We start from the raw sequence: 18,244 nt of genomic DNA, 5'->3' as shown, positions 1-18,244 counted from the left end.
TATGAAAAATTTCATACGCTATTTTTTGTTATTAATTTTCATATTACTGATTATCTTGTTTGTGTTTATTGGCGGGTATTATATAAAAAATAGTGGCAGTGCAACTGTAAAAACCGTCACCATAAATAATGATTTTTCAGTAATATTAGCTAACCCCAAAAATTCAGCAGAAGCAGCTGCGATTATTGTTGCTACGCAAAAAGATTTTTTTACTGAACAACAATTATTAGATTTATCTGAAAAGATGGGTGCTAAATTGGTTCAATTTGAATTAAAACCTCAGGCAAATTGTGATGAACAACAAAATCGTTTTAATCAAGCAACGGAAATATTAAATGAGCATAAATTTGTAGTTGCAGGTATGGAAGAAGGCGCAGCTTTTGCTTACCGTTGGCTCTCTAAACAACAAGATGATAACGCTAAAGCATTATCAATTGAGTTCACTTTAGATCATAAAGATTGTGAGGCACCTTTACCAGATCAAGCTACACATGGAACATGGCGAGTTATTTGGAACAATCCCCCTGATGAACAAGTTGCGATTTTTCCTCGCCAACAAAAACAGATTAAAGTAACGACTGAAATTGGTGAATATCAAGCATCACCAACCGAGCTTTCAAGTTCACATTTATCATCCGTTTTATTTGATGAGCATAAACAATTACCAGTCATTGAGTTACCCGCGAAAAACAAACAACAACATCCTAAAAGCGTAACTTTTTATTATTCGGGTGATGGTGGATGGCGAGATTTAGATAAAGTTTCAGCTGAATATATGGCTTCACATGGTTACTCAGTGGTTGGTGTCGATGCATTAAAACTGTTTTGGCAACATCGCTCGGTTGAACGTAGTGCTAAAGATTTAACTTATTTAATGCAACAGTATCGTGAAAAGTGGGGAACAACTAAGTTTATATTAGCTGGCTATTCGTTCGGTGGTGATATTTTACCTGCACTATACAATCGTTTATCTAAAGAAGATCAAAATAGTATCCAAGCTTTAATCATGATAGCTTTTTCCAAAGACGCTAATTTTGAAATAGAAGTTAGCGGGTGGCTTGGGCAATCTGATGATGAAATGAAAACCGCACCTGAGGTTGCGCAGATCCCAGAAAAGAAATTATTTTGTATCTATGGAGAAGAAGAAAAAGAGGATACTGGCTGCCTACAGTCAGAGATGAAAGGTGAGGCTTTTAAATTACCAGGTGGCCATCATTTTGATGAAAATTATGAGCACTTAGGACAAATTATTATGCAAGCAATTGATAAACGTATGCAATAAATGTAGCGCTTTTGGTAATATTTTTTAAATCAAAGCATTAATAAAACATGCTAGCATATTAATGTTTTTTAAGTTTAATTTTACCTTCGGACAATAGCACACCACCAAGTGTAAATAATGTACCAATTGCCGCAATCCACGTAAAAGGTTCATCTAAAATTAAAACCGCATTAATGATTGTCAAAATTGGTACCAAATAAAGATAGATACTAATTTTTACCGCACCGACTAATTTCACCGCATAGTTCCAAGAGGCAAAACAGATAGCTGATGCACCAACACCTAAGAATAAGGTATTGATTAAGTTTATTGGTTGCTCAAATCGATAAAAATTCCATTCAAAATCAAATAAATATAGCGCTGGCAACATAAGCATTAGGCCGTAAAAAAAGAATCTTCGCGTCAGCAAAATAATATTGTAACCATAATTACTACTTCGTTTGGTTAAAATTGAATAGCATGCCCAAAATAGACAAGCAAATACCGCCAGTAAATCGCCTAGTGGATTAACGGATAATACAAATTTTCCATTTAAGGTAATTAACACAATACCAATCATCGAAAATAGACAACCGATATAAAAGCTTTTATCTGGTTTTTCAGTTTTCAGAAAGAAGAACGCCAATATTGCGGTAAATACCGGTGATAATGTGGTAATCACCCCAACATTTGAAGCTGTGGTATACGTTAGAGCAATATTTTCACAGAGAAAATAACATGTTACTCCACAAAATCCAGCACCAAGGAACATTAACTCTTGTTTAATCCCCTGCCAAGCAAAAAAACGAGGAGCTAAGATCCATAATGTTATATAACCAAGGCTAAATCGAAAAAATAGTATTTCGATAGGTTTATAGTCTATTAATAATATTTTGGTAGAAATAAATGTAGTACTCCACAAAAACACGGTCATTAATGCAATTAAATGTCCTTGTGTCCTTTTTGACAATGACATAAAAAATCTCTCTACTCACTTATTAGTATTTAAACAACATGCATTATTTTATTATTTTGTTACCAGACTAAACACGCTAAATAAATTGTGAATAGGCAAAAAGGTTTGATAATAATAAAAATGACACTATTTTATTAGAAAGTTAAAAATCACTGGATATTAACTTACTGCTGATCATTGTTCAATAAGTTTTGATATATCAATTATTTTCATGAATGATATGACGATATAAAACGATGCGAATGTAGAAAGATGAGTTAGAACTGACTAAAGTCTTAGATAAAAAAAATCCACTCGAATATTCGAGTGGAGGGCAAAAAATGAAAAAACGTAATCTGCTAATATAGACAAACTAAATCATAAAAAGTTCAATTTAAATTGAAATATTTTTGATATTTTTATAAAAAAATATTTAATGTATTGATTAATAATAATTTAATATTTTAACTTTTTTTGAATTTAAGCATTTATTATTCTATTTAGCATTTTTAAATTATTTTTAACTCATTACCAAATACTAAGAAACTCATACTATTACACAGTATTCTCAAAATCACTTTTCTGAACTTGATTATGACTAATTTAATTTTGAGTCTTTAATGACAAAATAGCATTTTTCTTTTAATAAAACTTTTATAACAGGTTATTTTCATTCTGGCCTTGATACAAAGTTATTGGTAAGTTAGTTATACTGTGATATGGTTCGCCGTTAATCATGGCGAGCAATACAGAAACCGCATTTTGTGCAATTTGCGCAATCGGTTGACGAATCGTAGTCAAAAATGGCATATGCTGCAAAGTTAATTCAGCACCATCAAATCCAACAACTTTTAATTGATTAGATAAAGACAATTTGCAGTCTCTGGCAGCATTAATAGTGGCAATTGCTGATGAATCGTCGGCTAAAACTCCATCAATATGTTGGGACTGTAAACGGTCCTTAATCAATTGATACTTTTCCCGATAACTAATTGAAAAATCCATATCAAGAGTAATTGGTTTAATTCCTGCGAGTTTAATACTATCTTTATAAGCTTGATACCGTTTATTGGCATCCATATCGACTTGTTTGTCATTTGTAATAGAACCAATATAAAGAATATCTTTACAACCTTGATTGATTAGATGTTGACTGGCCAGATAACCACCAGCATAGTTATCACATGAAATAACCGGTATTGTTTCATTAATTTTGCGATCAATGGAAACGATATTCAGATCAGGTATTAGGTAATCAGCTAAATTTTCATTCATAGAGTTTACAATTACCCCTTCAACCTGATGACGTCTTAACATAGTTAAAAAATTCTTTTCCTCCTCTTGGTTATGATGGCTATTGCAAATTAATATTTTGTAACCTTTTCGAGATAATATTCTTTCTAAGTAGCTGATTAATTCCATTTGAAAGGGGTTAGTTAAACTTGGAAAAATTAAACCAATCAAATTACTTTTATTATTCGATAATGAACGTGCTAATTCATTAGGGTAGTAACCCAACGTTTCCATCGCATCTTGAACTCGCTGTCGAGTTGTTGCACTAATGTACCCACGATTGTTTAATACTCTTGATACAGTGGTTGCGGAAACCCCTGCCAACTTAGCAACATCATCTCTGCTTAATTTCATAATCATCCTTTAATTAAAATTTATATTATATCCACATAATTATAATGCTTTTTGCTATGGCGTAAATCATTGTAATTGAATTGATTTACATCTTGGTCTTCATCTTTTTTAGTGATATTCATCACAAAACTACCCTCTAATAAGTGATGTCTCTCACAAAATTATCATTTTAACTATGGTCTCGGTTGACATATGAACGCGGTTGACATGAAATGAACTAAAAATTATTAAAGTCAATGACAACGTAATGTCATTTATCCATGTTAAAAAAGAAGGAGTAAAAAATGCAAAAATTACATTATCAACCAAAGGGGTACTGGGTTGGCGATATAATGCCATTTGGTAAAGATGGTACTTTTTATCTTTATGATCAACGTGATAATCGAAATCCATGCCCATTTGGAGAACCATTCGGTTGGTCACTTGCGACTACAACTGATTTTGTTAATTACCAAAATCTTGGTGATTCAATAAAAAAAGGTGGTGAACAAGATGTCGATCAGTTTATTTATGCTGGTTGTGTGTTTGAGGCAGAAGGTAAAGGACATGCTTTTTATACTGGTTACAACCGTAATTGGGAAAAAGAAGGAAAAACATCACAAGTCTTATTACATGCTTGGAGTGATGATTTTAAAACATGGCATAAATCCTCCGAACTCATAACATTAACACCTCAAGCAGGTTATGATATCAGTGATTGGCGCGATCCTTGGGTTATTTGGAACGATGAAAAACAAGAGTACATATTAATTTTAGGTGCAAGATTGCAAGGTCCTAAAACTGAACAATCAGGCCGAGTTGTTGCTTTCACTTCGAAAGATTTAAAAAATTGGCAATTCCAAGGTGATTTTTGGGTGGCAGGTAAATATACCATGATTGAAATGCCTGACTTATTTAAAATCGGTAATTGGTGGTATTTGGTTTATACCGAATACAGTGATCAAAGTAAAACACGCTACGTGATGAGCCAATCTTTAGAAGGTCCATGGATTACACCTGCTGACGATGCGTTTGATGGTAGAGCTTACTATGCAGCAAGAACTGCGTTTGATGGTAAACGTCGTATTCTTTTTGGCTGGGTACCAACAAAAGAAGATAACGATGATTTGAAAAATTTCCAATGGGCAGGTACTTTTGTTCCTCATGAAGTTTATCAAAAACCCGATCATACTTTAGGAGTGAAAGTCGTTGATAGTTTATGGAACTGTTTTACTCATCCTAAAAAAATTGATAATTTTTCGATTAATTCACCTTTCGCACGTCAAGAACAATTATTAATTGAAAATACAGGCAAAACATTCCGTTTTTCAACGACAGTGAAATTCAGTAAAGGTACTCGTGATTTTTCAATACGTTTAATGAAAGATAAACAAACTGGGGAATCCTATGACTTTATTTTTTCACTTGTCGATAACCGATTAACTTTTGATAAGACCCCTTGTTACCCTTGGTATCGTGTGATGAATAAAGGTTTAGAGCGCCCTATTCATCTTGAGGCTGATCGAGAATATAACGTACAGATCATTGCTGATGATACGCTATTTACTTTGTACATTGATGGTACTGCACTTAATGTCCGAGGTTATGATCAATTAGGAAGTGGATTAGCAATTGCTGTCAGTGATGGAACATTAAATTGTAAAAATAATACTTTTTCAAATGAAGGATGTTTTCCAGAAAAATGGTAATAGCGCTTATTAGACCGTTTAACTAACAAGTTAGATGATCATCATTATCAAGGCTTTCGTCATTGAATAGGCTAAAAGCCTTGGTTTAGATAGGCGACTATCACCAGTAATCTGAACTTGGAAACTTCTCTGGAGATATCATAATGAACACAACAGTAACGGATAATAATGGTCAAATATCTGACCATGACATCTCATTTAAAGAAAAACTTGCCTATGGATTAGGAGATTTTGCAACAGGATTCTCGGGAGTTACCGTTGGAACTTTCGCACTTTACTACTATACCGATATTGTGGGGGTTTCGGCGACTTTATTAGGTGCAGTGCTACTATTTTCACGCGTTTTTGATGCTGTGATTAATGTGGTTATGGGCTATATTGTTGATAGAACTAAAAGTAAACATGGTAAAGCTCGAGCATGGATTTTATGGTCAACCATTCCATTCGGTCTATCATTGATAATGGTATTTAGTGCACCAGAAAATTGGAGTGAATTTGCATTATTAATTTTTGCAGCCATTACGCTCAACATACATTGGATTATTTATACTTCGAGTAATATACCCTATGGTACGCTTGCTGCATTAATGACTCAAAATTCTTACCAACGTAGTCGCTTGAATACATATCGTATGCTTTGCTATTTCGCTAGCATGCTAATTATTCCTTATATTACCTTACCTTTGGTCAATTTTTTTGGAGGAGGTGAACGCGGTTGGCAGTTTACTATGATAATTTATGCCGCAATTTTAATTATTACTTTCTTCTATACTTTTTTTAATACTAAAGAACGTATTAAACCAATTAACCAATTTAATTACAATGTACCATCAATTGGTGTTTCATTAAAAACTCTTCTTGCGAATAAATATTGGGTAACTATGTTTTTTACCATGCTAGTGAGTTTTAGTATCCTAGGACTTATCAATGGGGTTGGTGTTTACTATGCAAAATATCTATTAGCCGATAGTCAACTTATCGGTTTAATCAATATGGCTTTTGCTTTACCGTTAGTTGTTGTATTGATGTGTTCAGCTTATATTCTAAAAATCATGAGCCGATTAACATTTATCATTGTCGGTATGGCCACAATTATCTTAGGAAGCACCATCATGGCCGTTGCCCCTCAAGATACGAATGTTGCAATAATAGGAACAATATTACGTGGTGCTGGTTTTGCGCCAATTATGGGAAATGCATATTCAATGTTAGCCAACACAATAGATTATGGTGAATGGAAATTTGGTATTAGAAATGATGGATTAGTCTATAGCGGCGGAAGTTTCAGTGCCATATTAGGAAGTGGTATCGCTTCCGGAGGCATTGGTTGGGTATTAGGTATGGCGGGTTACATTGCTACCGATGATGTTGCAAATCAACCAGAAAGCGTACTAACAACCTTACAAATATTATTTATTTATTCACCTTTAATATTAAGTGCTATCACCATTATATTATTACGCTTTTATACTTTAGAAAAAATTTATCCTGACATTATCAAAGAACTAGCGCAAAGAACGCACAACGTCTATTAATCTACCGAAACGAGGGATGGATATCGTCATTATTATTCCCTCGCTACCACTAAATAACAACTTATATGAATAACTGCTTCAGCATAAACTAAAGTTTTAATATCGCTATATGTCGGAGCCGTAGGAGTTAAATACTGATATAAAATCGCAAAAGGGTACAATTAATAATATTACTACTTTGAAAGACGAAAAAACAATAAGAACAGGATTAATCACAAGGCAGGTTAACTTGTATTACATCTTGAATTCACATATAATGCCCTGATATTGTATTAAGTTACATATCACAATTGGGGCTGATTCTGGATTCGACGGGATTTGCGAAACCCAAGGTGCATGCCGAGGTGCGGTAGGCCTCGTAAATAAACCGCAAAAAAATAGTCGCAAACGACGAAAACTACGCACTAGCAGCTTAATAACCTGCATAGAGCCTTCTCTCCCTAGCCTCCGCTCGTAGGACGGGGATCAAGAGGAGTCAAACCCAAACGAGATCGTGTGGAAGCCTTGCTTGGGGCGGAAGCATTAAATTTAATCAAGCTAGTTTATCAGTGGCGTGTTTGTCCGCAGCGGGTAAGCGAAACTCAAAGACAAACTACGCATGTAGTACCAAGGATGTAGAGATTTCGGACGCGGGTTCAACTCCCGCCAGCTCCACCAATTCACTATTCAGTAACATTCTTTTAAATCCTTTAAAACACATCAAAATCAATAAACACAAGGCTTAAAGCCTATTTTATTATTCATTAAGCACCAGTAAGATACATTTACAACCAGAATTTTTAGGACTATATTAAGGACTACATAAACATAATAAAATAATTTCATAGTCCCATAAGAGTAAAGTATGCCTAAAAAAGTAATCCCAATAACTGATACACAAATAAAGAATGCCAAGCCTCAAAGTAAAGATTATCCTATTTATGATGGAAATGGTTTGCTTTTACTTATTAAGTCAACAGGTACAAAAATATGGCAATTTAGATATTACCGACCTATAACTAATAATAGAACTACTGTAAGCTTTGGAAGTTATCCCGAAGTTTCGCTACAACAAGCACGAAAACAACGGGACGAAGCGCGCGAATTAATTAAACAAGGTATAGATCCTCAAGAACATAAAGCCGAACTAGAACAGCGCAAGCAAGACGAAATAACCAGTACATTTAAAAAAGTGGCTACTGACTGGTTTAAAGTTAAGAGTAGTAAAGGATTAACTGAAATTACATTAAAAGGTATTTGGAACTCATTAGAGTTACATATTTTTCCTCACATCGGTAATAGTTCCATCTTCAAATTAAAGGCAAAAGACTTCATCAAAGTTATGGAGCCATTAAGAGCAAATGGCAAATTAGAAACGATTAAAAGGCTTTGCCAACGCATTAATGAAATTATGTTTTATGCTGTGAATATAGGCTTAATTGAGGCTAACCCAGCAGTCAAGATTAAAGATGCATTTGAAAGCCCTACAAAAGGACAAATGCCAACAATCAAAGCACAAGAGCTACCTGAATTTATGCAGGCTCTTGCTATGGCTAGAATTGAATTACAGACGCGTTGCTTAATTGAATGGCAACTATTAACAATGACCCGACCCAATGAAGCTGTAGGGGTAAAATGGCAGGAAATTGACTTTAATAATTGTTTATGGATTATTCCTGCTGAAAAAATGAAGATGAGAAGAGAACATACTATCACTCTTAATAAGCAAGCTATGGCACTTCTATCAATCATGAAACCTATTAGCGGTCACAGGGAACACATTTTCCCAAGTCTAAAACCTCCCTTTTCTACTCCCATGAATAGCCAAACAGCGAATATGGCAATTAAGAGAATGGGATATAAAAATAAGTTAGTGGCGCATGGATTAAGAGCTTTGGCGAGCACAATATTAAACGAGCAAGGCTTTGACCCTAATGTTATTGAGGCAGCCCTTGCTCATGTTGATAGTAATAGCGTTAGACGAGCTTATAACAGAGCTACTTATTTGGAACAAAGGAGAATCATGTTAGATTGGTGGGGTGATTTTGTAGAGCAAGCCAGTAAAGGTAATGTCTCATTGTCAGGTAGCCGTAATTTAAAACTTGTTAATCATTAACTCTATTTAGATACCGTCACTCAAATTTGAGTTACTTAACAAATCAACATGTTAGCTGTAACCCTATTTGAGTTATTCACTTCAATAACTTCATATTAAGCCTCATATCTGAGGGCGCTTTTTCAAATGTTACCCTTTACCTATACATAATCTTAAACTTTTAATTTAAAATATATCATATAACTATACATACTATACATAAACATAAAAAACTTGATATATATTAATATATTATACTATGTATACTTATTTTTTAAGTGTTCATAAGTATTCATAACTATACATACATATATGTCTTTTAGATCACACATATAACAATATGATTTATATTAATATTATGGATAACCTCAATATTCAATTTGTTAATAATCAATATGTTATTATTTTGCTTGATCATTGGGTAGCTGAATGGTGATTTCCACCATACAGGTATTAAATTTGTAATCTGCTGAAAAGCTAGCAGGTTTATTACATTGGCTTGAGTTCCTCAACCATAGATATTTATGGTTACTCATTTAGTAATAACGGTCAAAAAAACTAAAAAAATCGGGTTAGCGCTGGAATGAATGGGTATGGGTGATTTTTAGGATGCTTCGTTATGAACTTTTGACCCACCCTCCCAGCTATAAGGATTGTCACTGTGTGAAAAGAAACCAATATTTATAAGCTGTGAAGATTTTCTTACTATCACTATAAGGTACAAAAAGCACCAAAAAGCCCTGTTGTAAAGATATTTTTAAAATTCTTCTTTTGGCTAGGTTATAGTTTCTTGAGTCCATAAAAACAGAGCGCAATTTTGCGCCATTTGATTTTATTGATAAAAAGGCAATTGATAACTTAGCAGTAATTGCTTACATTCATTTACACAAAAAATCAGACTAACACAGCTATATTGTATAAACTACATACATATTCACAATGGATATAAAGACAATGTGAGGATGTGTCATGAGCAAGCAAGTAGCTATTTTGGGTGATGCAACTAATTATGGTGGTAGGATTATCACCGCGTCAGGTCAGGGGTATAGTGATGGTGCTCAAATTGCTCTATTAGGTGATTTGGTTTCCTGTCCTAAATGCAGTAGTACTGGCAGAATCATAGAGGGGGCAAGCAATTTTATTATTGACGGAAAACCCGTTGCCTATGATGGCTGTATTGTTGCGTGTAAATGCTCGCCTGTTGGTGGTCATAGGATTTTAGCGTTAAAAAGCTCTATGTATGTCGGGGTTAGTGGTGGCTCTGTTCAATCGAATTCGTTTACAGGCAATCAAAAACAATTGAATATCGCAAATGATGACGAAAACAATTTAATTAGAATTGATGCACGCCGTTTATTACAATGCGCTGATGAGGTCTGCGAAAAACATCTATATCATGATGATATTAAACAGGCGTTCAAACAGGACATTGAATCGTTTGCTAATGATATAGTTGAACAAGTAGACAGTGGCGCTATGTCGTATGAGCAAGGCGCGGAAAAAATCAAGAAAGAAGAAAAAAGCCTTTTGGGGCAATCGGTAACATGGGCAAAAAATGGGTTATCTATTTTTGGTGGGGCGGGATTAACAGAGGCAGGGGTTGCTCTTTGTTATACGGGATTAGGATGCATTATCGGCGCACCAATGATAGCTCATGGATTAAACGGCATTTATGAGGGTAGTGCAGGCATTGTTAATAGTGTAATGAATGGTATTGACGGTGGTAATCGTAGTGAAGATGTAGATGGTCCACTAAGAGAATTATATAAATCTGGAGCTGAGGCACTGGGATTTGATGCATCAGTAGGTAGCATAGCCTATGATATAGCTGATTTGAGTGGATCATTGTATAGTAAATTAAAATTAGTGCCAAAAATAACAGAAATTGGAACACCAATAAAAAAATTATGGCATTATGGGCGTCAGGATTTAGTTAGATATTATACAACAATGAAAAAAAAGGCGTTGGGTGCTGAGATAGTCTCTGATGCAATTTCTTTGGGAATGATTCTGACTAATGTCAAAAATATTTTCATTTATGATAAAGACAAAGAACAGCCTGCGTTAGTGGTTCCTGAGCCAGAGAAAGTCACCAATGTGCGGGAATTAGAAGATAGCTGTCAAATAGTTATAGTCATCACGTTTGCAGATGAAGAACCGCCACACTATTATTTGTGTACGCGCCCTAACGGTGAACAATATAAAATTGAATGATATAAAGGATTAAAAATGTTCATTATTTTTATTTATTATTTTTTATCTATAGCTACCCTGTGGGCATGTTATTATTTCCGCCGTTCTCGTTTCACGGAAAAGGATTATAAATATAACAAATCGTTAAGATGGAAGCGAAGACTTCTGATAATCTGGACATATTTGTTTGCAGCAATTCACGGCAGCATTTATTTTAAAGAAAATCTTTTCAGTAATGTAGATAATGATTATATTAGAGCTTCAGGAGCATTTTTTATGTTTGCATATATAGTTGCGGTATGTTGGGTTGAAGATATCACACATCCGTTCAATAACAAGAAAAAATAGTAAATATAGCGAAGCGGAATAATGTTCATTATCTTTATTTATTATTTTTTATCTATAGCCACTTTGTGCGCTTGCTATTATTTCCGCCGTTCTCGTTTCACTGAAAAGGATTATAAATATAATAAACCGTTAAGATGGACTCGACGTATTCTGATAATTTGGATATATTTGCTTGGAACAATACACGGTTGTATTTGTTTTAAAGAGTCAATTTTTAGTGACGTAGACAATAATTTTATTAGGGTATCTGCCGCAGTTTTTTTGATTGTCTATATATTTGCTATAGGTTGGGTTGAAGATTTTATGCATCCTTTCAATAACAAGAAAAAATAGTAAATATAGCGAAGCGGAATAATGTTTATTATTTTTATTTATTATTTTTTATCGATAGCTACCCTGTGGGCATGTTATTATTTTCAACGTTCTCGTTTTACGGAAAAGGATTATAAATATAACAAACCGTTAAGATGGAAGCGACGAATTCTAATTATCTGGACATACTTGCTTGGCAGCGTACACTATAGTATTTGCGCTAAGAAAAATTATTTCCGTGACGTAGACAACGATTTTATTATTGGGTCAGCGTTATTTTTTCTATTTGCATATATAGTTGCGGTATGTTGGGTAGAAGATATCACATATCCGTTCAATAAAAAGAAAAAATAGTATAACGTTCTATACATTTAAAGGTCGAAAACAGAACTATTTAAAAATATTTAATCGGGAACTACAAAAATTATGTAGTTTCGTTAAATTAAAGCAGTTATCTTCATAATAAAGATAACTTACAAATCCCTTTCATAGGGTTGAATTTAAAAAGCCATCAAAGGGCTTACAACTATCTTGCTACTGTGCGAGCTTGATATTTTGATGTAGCGCGACGGCTCAAATATTTACTATTGGCTTTGACTATATCTCTCATTCACCTACCCTTAAAATATTCTTTTGCCCTCTAATTTTATCATGGTTATTTTCATGTATATAGATACAGTGCTATAATGTATCTAACTGTATGTTAAAGTATTATTTGCGTCTAGGCTGATCCCCGAACATTCGCAACCCTAGCGAACTGGCGCAAATATTTATTAGGGGCGTGAGGGGCGTATGAATCCAGTAGAAGAAATTAGAAAGGCTAAGCAAAATATTGTAAGTCTTCATGATGTACTTGAACATTTGACACAAAAATATAATATGACAGATAAAGAAGCCGCAGACTATTTAATAATTAAAATTTTTCCCCAACGGCAAGCTATTCTTGATAAAAATAAATATCCTGCTAATCCCAAGTATTTTGGTAAAAGAAAAGGGTTGACTACCATTCAACAAGTTTCTGGTATTAATAATAATTTGTTTAAGTTATTACAAGATGTAATTGATGAAAACTTTGATGTAATCCCATTTTAATTGAGGTGTTATGTGAATACATTTAGAGATGATTACAGATTTGATGAATTTTTCTTTTTTAAAGATCAACTTGAGAAACAATTACGAATATCTTTAAGTAACGATGATTTAAATAACATTCTTGGAAATGATAATTCAAACTTGCTTCATGCTGAATTAGAACCATACAAATCGAGAATAACAATCAATTCTTGGGAAGCCGCTTGTTTAATAGCTAATAATCACCCCGATGCTGATTGGAATGACCCAATAGTGCAAGGTTTTAAAAATTCAATATTGAACGCGGTAAAAAATAACATTCTTTCAAGTACTGATTGTGATTATGATGTTAATGGTGAGTTATGCTATGCCGAAATTTATACAAAAGAAGTTGGACAATGGGCTGAAAAGCATAATTATAATTGGCCTCTCCCTATTGATGATGATATTAAAGAATCTCTCCAGAATAACGACAAACTTCTACAGCGAATAAATGAGCTTGAACAAGAGTTAGTAGAACAGAAAAAAATTAATGATGATTTTGTGGTAGTTCCTTTCTATGAAAGTAGTGAAGAGTTTTCGAAGGCTCACCAACAACGTAAAAATCCCGCATTTAAGGATGATTACTTTATTTCAATAAAAAAATTAATTAATACTATCACTGAACAGTATCAGCTTAATATTTCGGAAACAGCAAAAATATTGTTAATCACAGTTAGAAAGTATAACATTTTAATGCATGAACATTCTCTATCGTCTGGTATTGCCCCTTATTCGGAAGAATATAATTTAAAAGCCAAAGAACTTTTGGCGTTATTGGCTGAAGGTATTTGTATAGCTACTAAGATAAATAATGAAAATTATCGTACATCCACAGATGAATGGGGTAGTATCACTCATCGTTTTCCACTATATGATAAAATTGTTATAAACACGGTTGTTATTCAAGATAGTATTAATGAAGAAATAATTAAAAAACAAAGTAATATTATTTTACCTAACGCACAATCGATAAATAATGAATTACAACAAGAGTTAGAGCAAGCCAAGAAAGAAATTGAACAGTTAAAAAATGGTGAACCACAAAATTTAAATAACCAACCTAAAAAAGAATCTCGAAAAACCATAAATGCTCAATCAAAGTTTATTAAATCATTACTTTATATTCATTATGGTGCTGATGTTGCTAATAACCCACGCCCTCATATTGAGAATACCTCAGGAGAAATTATAAAAGATTTTGATGCTCATGGATTATCCAAAGAATTACCTAGTTGTTTAACTGTAAAAAAATGGGTCGATAGTGTTGAATTGGATATTGATTCGTAATATTACGAAATCCTATATAGAATATTACGAGCTTAAATGTAATATTACGATATTAGTCTTATCAAATTGCTACAGTTACCTTGTTTTAATAACTTTTATAACGAGGTAACAAATGACAAATACAATCCTATCCAAAAAAGAAGTTAAAAATTTACTACACTTCAAATCTGACACTAGCCTCTATACGTTGGAACAGAGAGACAAAACATTTCCACAAAAGATAAGAATTGGCTTGCGTCGAGTCGGGTATCGTGCTGATGAAATTCACTCTTGGCTTGAATCTCGCAGAGTAGAGCGCCGTGAGGTGGCTTAATGGTGATAAAGCAAAGCCCTTTATATCGCGAAATGATAAAGGACTAACACTGGAATAATGACGCTTCCAATGATAGCCAATCTCGCGTTAAGTGTCTAGCTAAAAAAACTAAATTAACCAATTGATTTTAAAGCAAAGCTCAAAATTGAGCTTCGTTATCCCCTTGCCTAAATTCAGCTAAAAGGCGAATTTTCTGACACGTTAAGAGAGACAAAAAATGACAGATTTAATTATTAAAAATAACGATATTGAATTGACGCAATCCAAAGAGCCGCGAATTGATAGCCGTCTAGTGGCTGAAGAAATGGGAATTACTCATAAAAGTTTAATGAATTTGATTCGTTCGAATAAGAATGATTTAAAAGAATTTGGCTCACTGCCTTTTCAAAAGGCATCGAGAAAAAGAGGCGTTGGAGGTGTAACAATTACTTACGCGCTACTCAATGAGAATCAATTCGATTTAATTAGTCGAATTGCAAGAGGTAAAAATCATAAACAAATTATTGATTTTAAAGTGCGAGTAACTAAAGCCTTTGCTAATAGCCGAGAACGCGAAAAAGTAAAACGCGAATACTTACCTTTCTATCATCAGAGCCGTTACGCTTTATCAATGATGAAAGATGTTAAAAAGTACCATTATATTAATCTAGCCAAAGCTGAAAACAGATTTACAGGGTTATACTCAGGAGAGAGACAAACCGCTAACGAACAACAATTAGGCGCGCTAATTATCTTACAACAAATCGAATCAGCGGTATTTGATGAGATAGACTCACCCACCGAAGCAATAAGAGAAGTTAGACGAAGAATTAATGCATTGTCTGATTTAATCGCCTCTAATAAAAATATAGAGAATTTAAGGACACGTTAGAGGGGCTTAATTATGACTAATTTTATCAATCTAGCACCAGTAAAAGAAACAACGATTAAAGGTGATGATTTTTTAATCTTTGATTCATTAGAATTCAGGAATCAAAGCACAAATAATGAACAAATTACCAAGTGGACGACAACGCGAGGAGGAGACCGTAAAAGCATTGATTATATTCTCACAATAGTAATACATCTGTATACCCAACCCTTAAATAATCGCCCTGTGAAGCGTTACAAAATAATTTTCCGACACGTTAGGGAAGATTTTATTGATATCACTACGCGCGCGCGTATGCGTCGGAAAACTCATTACATGGGGTTGAATTTAAAAAGTTGGTTTTGTCAGTCCATAAAAAGAAAACCAAGAAAACAAATACCACTTTTTGGTGGTATTAAGCTAATGCATTATTTCTTGTTTGGTTTGTTTAATTTTTCGCGACAAGCACCAATAACCCAAGCAGAAAAGTTGGTATTCTCCTTTTTGGATTGCTCGTCTATTTTTTCTATTAGTTCATGTGGAAAGCGGATATCTTTACGTTTTGACTTACTGGTTTCATTTGCCATATTAGATATTCATAAGTTATTAGTACGGACAATATACACTAAAGTAAAGAATAAAAATAGTGTTGACATGTGCGGACAAAATAAAATATATTGTACGGACATATTAAATTTTAACATTTTAATAAAAACAATAGCCCAAAGAGTTCGCACCTCAATGAGCTATCTAACCACAAACATTAAACGGAGTAATGCTATGGCTAATAGTAATGATACCCTATGCCCTAAAAATGGGCAATATGACCTACCTAACCTTTTATCTGTTTTGAATTTATATCAGGCTGATATCGAACCACAAAACTTATTACACGCAAAAGTACACTTAGAGGAACTCAGACAATCAATTCTATGGGGAATCGGTGCTATTGGTAATTTGTTATTTTGGACTTCTGAATGTGAAGAATATGAGGAACAACAATTTAAAGACGATATACGCGATATTGGTTACTTGTTAGCACAATTAAAAAACGTTGCTTGCATTGCTTCCAATCAAATTAATTTACTTGACGATAAACTTAATGATAAGGAAATTAACGATAATGAATAATAACCCAAAAATAACCGCAATCCACCATATCATCGTTGATTCAGTTATGGCAATAGTAGCAAGTTTGTTTTTAATTGAGCAGATTAACAAAAATGATAGTCAAGTATTTATTCATGAGGGTACTAAAATTGATATTAATAAAGATTTAATTGTACTAGGGTTAAAAATCAACCTTAAGCAATACCTGATTGAGAATTTCGGCGAAAGCGAGGGATTAAATCGCACTTATGGCGCGTTAAAAGACATGTACACAGAAAGCGCAGATAAACCTATTTCATTAACCCCATTAGGGCAAGAATTACTTTCAACATTGTTTATTGGTTTAGTCGAAGATATCAAAGCTGAATCTAACGCGACAGTCCATTAAGGGGGGGCAGTAATGAGAATAAACGAAATTACAGCCGAAGCGGTGGGTAAATGGCAATCAATCTTTAGTTCATTAAGCATTGAGGTGGGTAATGGCAAACATTGCCCCTGTCCCGTCTGCGGTGGTAAAGATAGATTTAGATTTGATAATAAAGATGGGCGCGGTACTTATATCTGCAATCAATGTGGTAGCGGTGACGGCTTAAATCTTATCAAAAACTATTATCATTGTGATGCTAAAGAAGCGAGCAATAAAGTAGCAGAATGTTTAAATTTAAATAATCATGTAGCCACAAGCTTGGATTTCAAGTCCGACCTACAGAGTAAACCCATATTTAAAAAGGTTGAATATTTATTATCTAAAACAATATTAGGTCAATCGGATTACCTCACTGAAAAAGGGTTAACGTTCGACTTACCCTTGCTAGATGACGGGCGTATTTTTGCACCTGTTATCAATATCAACAGTGAATATACAGGCGGACAATTTATCGAGCCAGACGGAAGCAAGCACATAATGAAAGGCTCGAATAAAAAAGGTGCTTTTATATGGGTCTGCCCAAATTTGGGCAAGCCTGACGAGGTAAAAAAAGAATTGCTCACAGCTACCGAGATTATTATTTGTGAGGGATTAGCCACAGGTATATCGATAGCGGTATTCCGCCATCGGTCAATGGTGATATCTGCTATTGATGCAGGCAACCTTATTCATGTGGCTAACGCTATTCGTGAGGTTAATACTACCGTAAATATTATTATTGCGGGTGATAATGATATAGGTAGTCATAGAAACACAGGTAAAGAAAAAGCGATAGAAGCGGCTAAAGCGGTAAATGGTTATTACACAATCCCTGACACTGATTATAAATGTGATTGGGATGATTATAGACAACAATTTGGGCTTCAGAAAACTTCAGCTTTATTCGATAAAAACTTATCAAAAATTAACGTTCAAACCTTAACAAATACTAACAACCAAAACTTGAAAAAACTTGAAACCCAAAACATGAATTTATCGCAAATGGCATCCAGTCAGCGCGCCGAATTGTTAAATGAGCATTATAACCATAACCTCGCCATTAATTTAACTGGTATGTCCACACTTTTTAGTACCAAAAAGATAAGGTCATCGATTTCTTTTGTATTCAATCGGTGACTGATAATTTAATGT

15 protein-coding genes and 1 other RNA gene are annotated in these 18,244 nt (G+C 34.0%); 13 read left to right on the top strand and 3 right to left on the bottom strand.

What is annotated here, in order from left to right; genetic code table 11:
- Position 1 precedes the first annotated feature (1 nt).
- Complete coding sequence (locus H3S88_RS07620) at positions 2-1,282, top strand: virulence factor family protein (protein WP_198226748.1); 1,281 nt, start codon at positions 2-4, stop codon at positions 1,280-1,282.
- 58 nt (positions 1,283-1,340) lie between these two features.
- Here H3S88_RS07620 and H3S88_RS07615 read toward each other — a convergent pair whose 3' ends face one another.
- A complete protein-coding gene (locus H3S88_RS07615) occupies positions 1,341-2,237 on the bottom strand; it encodes a DMT family transporter (protein ID WP_198226747.1) in 897 nt (298 codons plus the stop codon).
- A gap of 633 nt (positions 2,238-2,870) precedes the next feature.
- Positions 2,871-3,863 carry a LacI family DNA-binding transcriptional regulator gene (locus tag H3S88_RS07610; protein WP_198226746.1) on the bottom strand — a complete coding sequence of 331 codons (993 nt, stop codon included), beginning with the start codon at positions 3,861-3,863 and terminating at the stop codon, positions 2,871-2,873.
- Between the two features lie 284 nt (positions 3,864-4,147).
- Between H3S88_RS07610 and H3S88_RS07605 the strand changes: the two genes are divergently transcribed.
- From H3S88_RS07605 to H3S88_RS07565, 9 genes are all read left to right on the top strand, one after another.
- Entirely contained in the window at positions 4,148-5,551 is a 1,404-nt protein-coding gene (locus H3S88_RS07605) for a hypothetical protein (protein ID WP_198226745.1), read from the top strand.
- Between the two features lie 143 nt (positions 5,552-5,694).
- Positions 5,695-7,086: an MFS transporter gene (locus tag H3S88_RS07600; RefSeq protein ID WP_198226744.1), complete on the top strand. Its 1,392-nt coding sequence runs from the start codon at positions 5,695-5,697 to the stop codon at positions 7,084-7,086.
- Positions 7,087-7,378: 292 nt separating this feature from the next.
- Positions 7,379-7,743: a transfer-messenger RNA gene (gene ssrA / locus H3S88_RS07595) on the top strand.
- Positions 7,744-7,930: 187 nt separating this feature from the next.
- On the top strand, positions 7,931-9,181 hold the full coding sequence (locus tag H3S88_RS07590; RefSeq protein WP_198226743.1) for an integrase domain-containing protein: 1,251 nt from the start codon (positions 7,931-7,933) through the stop codon (positions 9,179-9,181).
- A 948-nt stretch (positions 9,182-10,129) separates the two neighbouring features.
- Positions 10,130-11,374: a PAAR domain-containing protein gene (locus tag H3S88_RS07585; protein ID WP_198226742.1), complete on the top strand. Its 1,245-nt coding sequence runs from the start codon at positions 10,130-10,132 to the stop codon at positions 11,372-11,374.
- 1,431 nt (positions 11,375-12,805) lie between these two features.
- Positions 12,806-13,105 carry a hypothetical protein gene (locus H3S88_RS07580; protein WP_198226741.1) on the top strand — a complete coding sequence of 100 codons (300 nt, stop codon included), beginning with the start codon at positions 12,806-12,808 and terminating at the stop codon, positions 13,103-13,105.
- Between the two features lie 12 nt (positions 13,106-13,117).
- Positions 13,118-14,413: a hypothetical protein gene (locus tag H3S88_RS07575; RefSeq protein WP_198226740.1), complete on the top strand. Its 1,296-nt coding sequence runs from the start codon at positions 13,118-13,120 to the stop codon at positions 14,411-14,413.
- Between the two features lie 112 nt (positions 14,414-14,525).
- Entirely contained in the window at positions 14,526-14,726 is a 201-nt protein-coding gene (locus H3S88_RS13355) for an AlpA family transcriptional regulator (protein ID WP_198226738.1), read from the top strand.
- Between the two features lie 217 nt (positions 14,727-14,943).
- Positions 14,944-15,597: a Rha family transcriptional regulator gene (locus H3S88_RS07565; RefSeq protein ID WP_198226736.1), complete on the top strand. Its 654-nt coding sequence runs from the start codon at positions 14,944-14,946 to the stop codon at positions 15,595-15,597.
- Between the two features lie 407 nt (positions 15,598-16,004).
- Here H3S88_RS07565 and H3S88_RS13550 read toward each other — a convergent pair whose 3' ends face one another.
- Positions 16,005-16,163, bottom strand: a complete 159-nt coding sequence (locus H3S88_RS13550) for a YlcI/YnfO family protein (RefSeq protein ID WP_198226734.1) — start codon at positions 16,161-16,163, stop codon at positions 16,005-16,007.
- 193 nt (positions 16,164-16,356) lie between these two features.
- On the opposite strand from H3S88_RS13550, the gene H3S88_RS13545 reads away from it, so the two are divergent.
- From H3S88_RS13545 to H3S88_RS07545, 3 genes are read left to right on the top strand one after another with little or no spacing between them, the layout of a single operon-like run.
- Positions 16,357-16,707, top strand: a complete 351-nt coding sequence (locus tag H3S88_RS13545; protein ID WP_198226732.1) for a hypothetical protein — start codon at positions 16,357-16,359, stop codon at positions 16,705-16,707.
- Entirely contained in the window at positions 16,700-17,074 is a 375-nt protein-coding gene (locus H3S88_RS07550) for a hypothetical protein (RefSeq protein WP_198226730.1), read from the top strand. The genes H3S88_RS13545 and H3S88_RS07550 overlap by 8 nt, the downstream gene beginning before the upstream one ends.
- A gap of 12 nt (positions 17,075-17,086) precedes the next feature.
- Entirely contained in the window at positions 17,087-18,229 is a 1,143-nt protein-coding gene (locus H3S88_RS07545; protein WP_198226728.1) for a primase-helicase zinc-binding domain-containing protein, read from the top strand.
- Positions 18,230-18,244: the final 15 nt, after the last annotated feature.

Source organism: Gilliamella sp. B14448G11 (assembly GCF_016101765.1).
Taxonomy (GTDB): Bacteria; Pseudomonadota; Gammaproteobacteria; order Enterobacterales; family Orbaceae; genus Gilliamella; species Gilliamella apicola_N.
The sequence above is the reverse complement of the archived record's forward strand: the minus strand, read 5'-3'. Positions and strand labels throughout refer to the sequence as shown.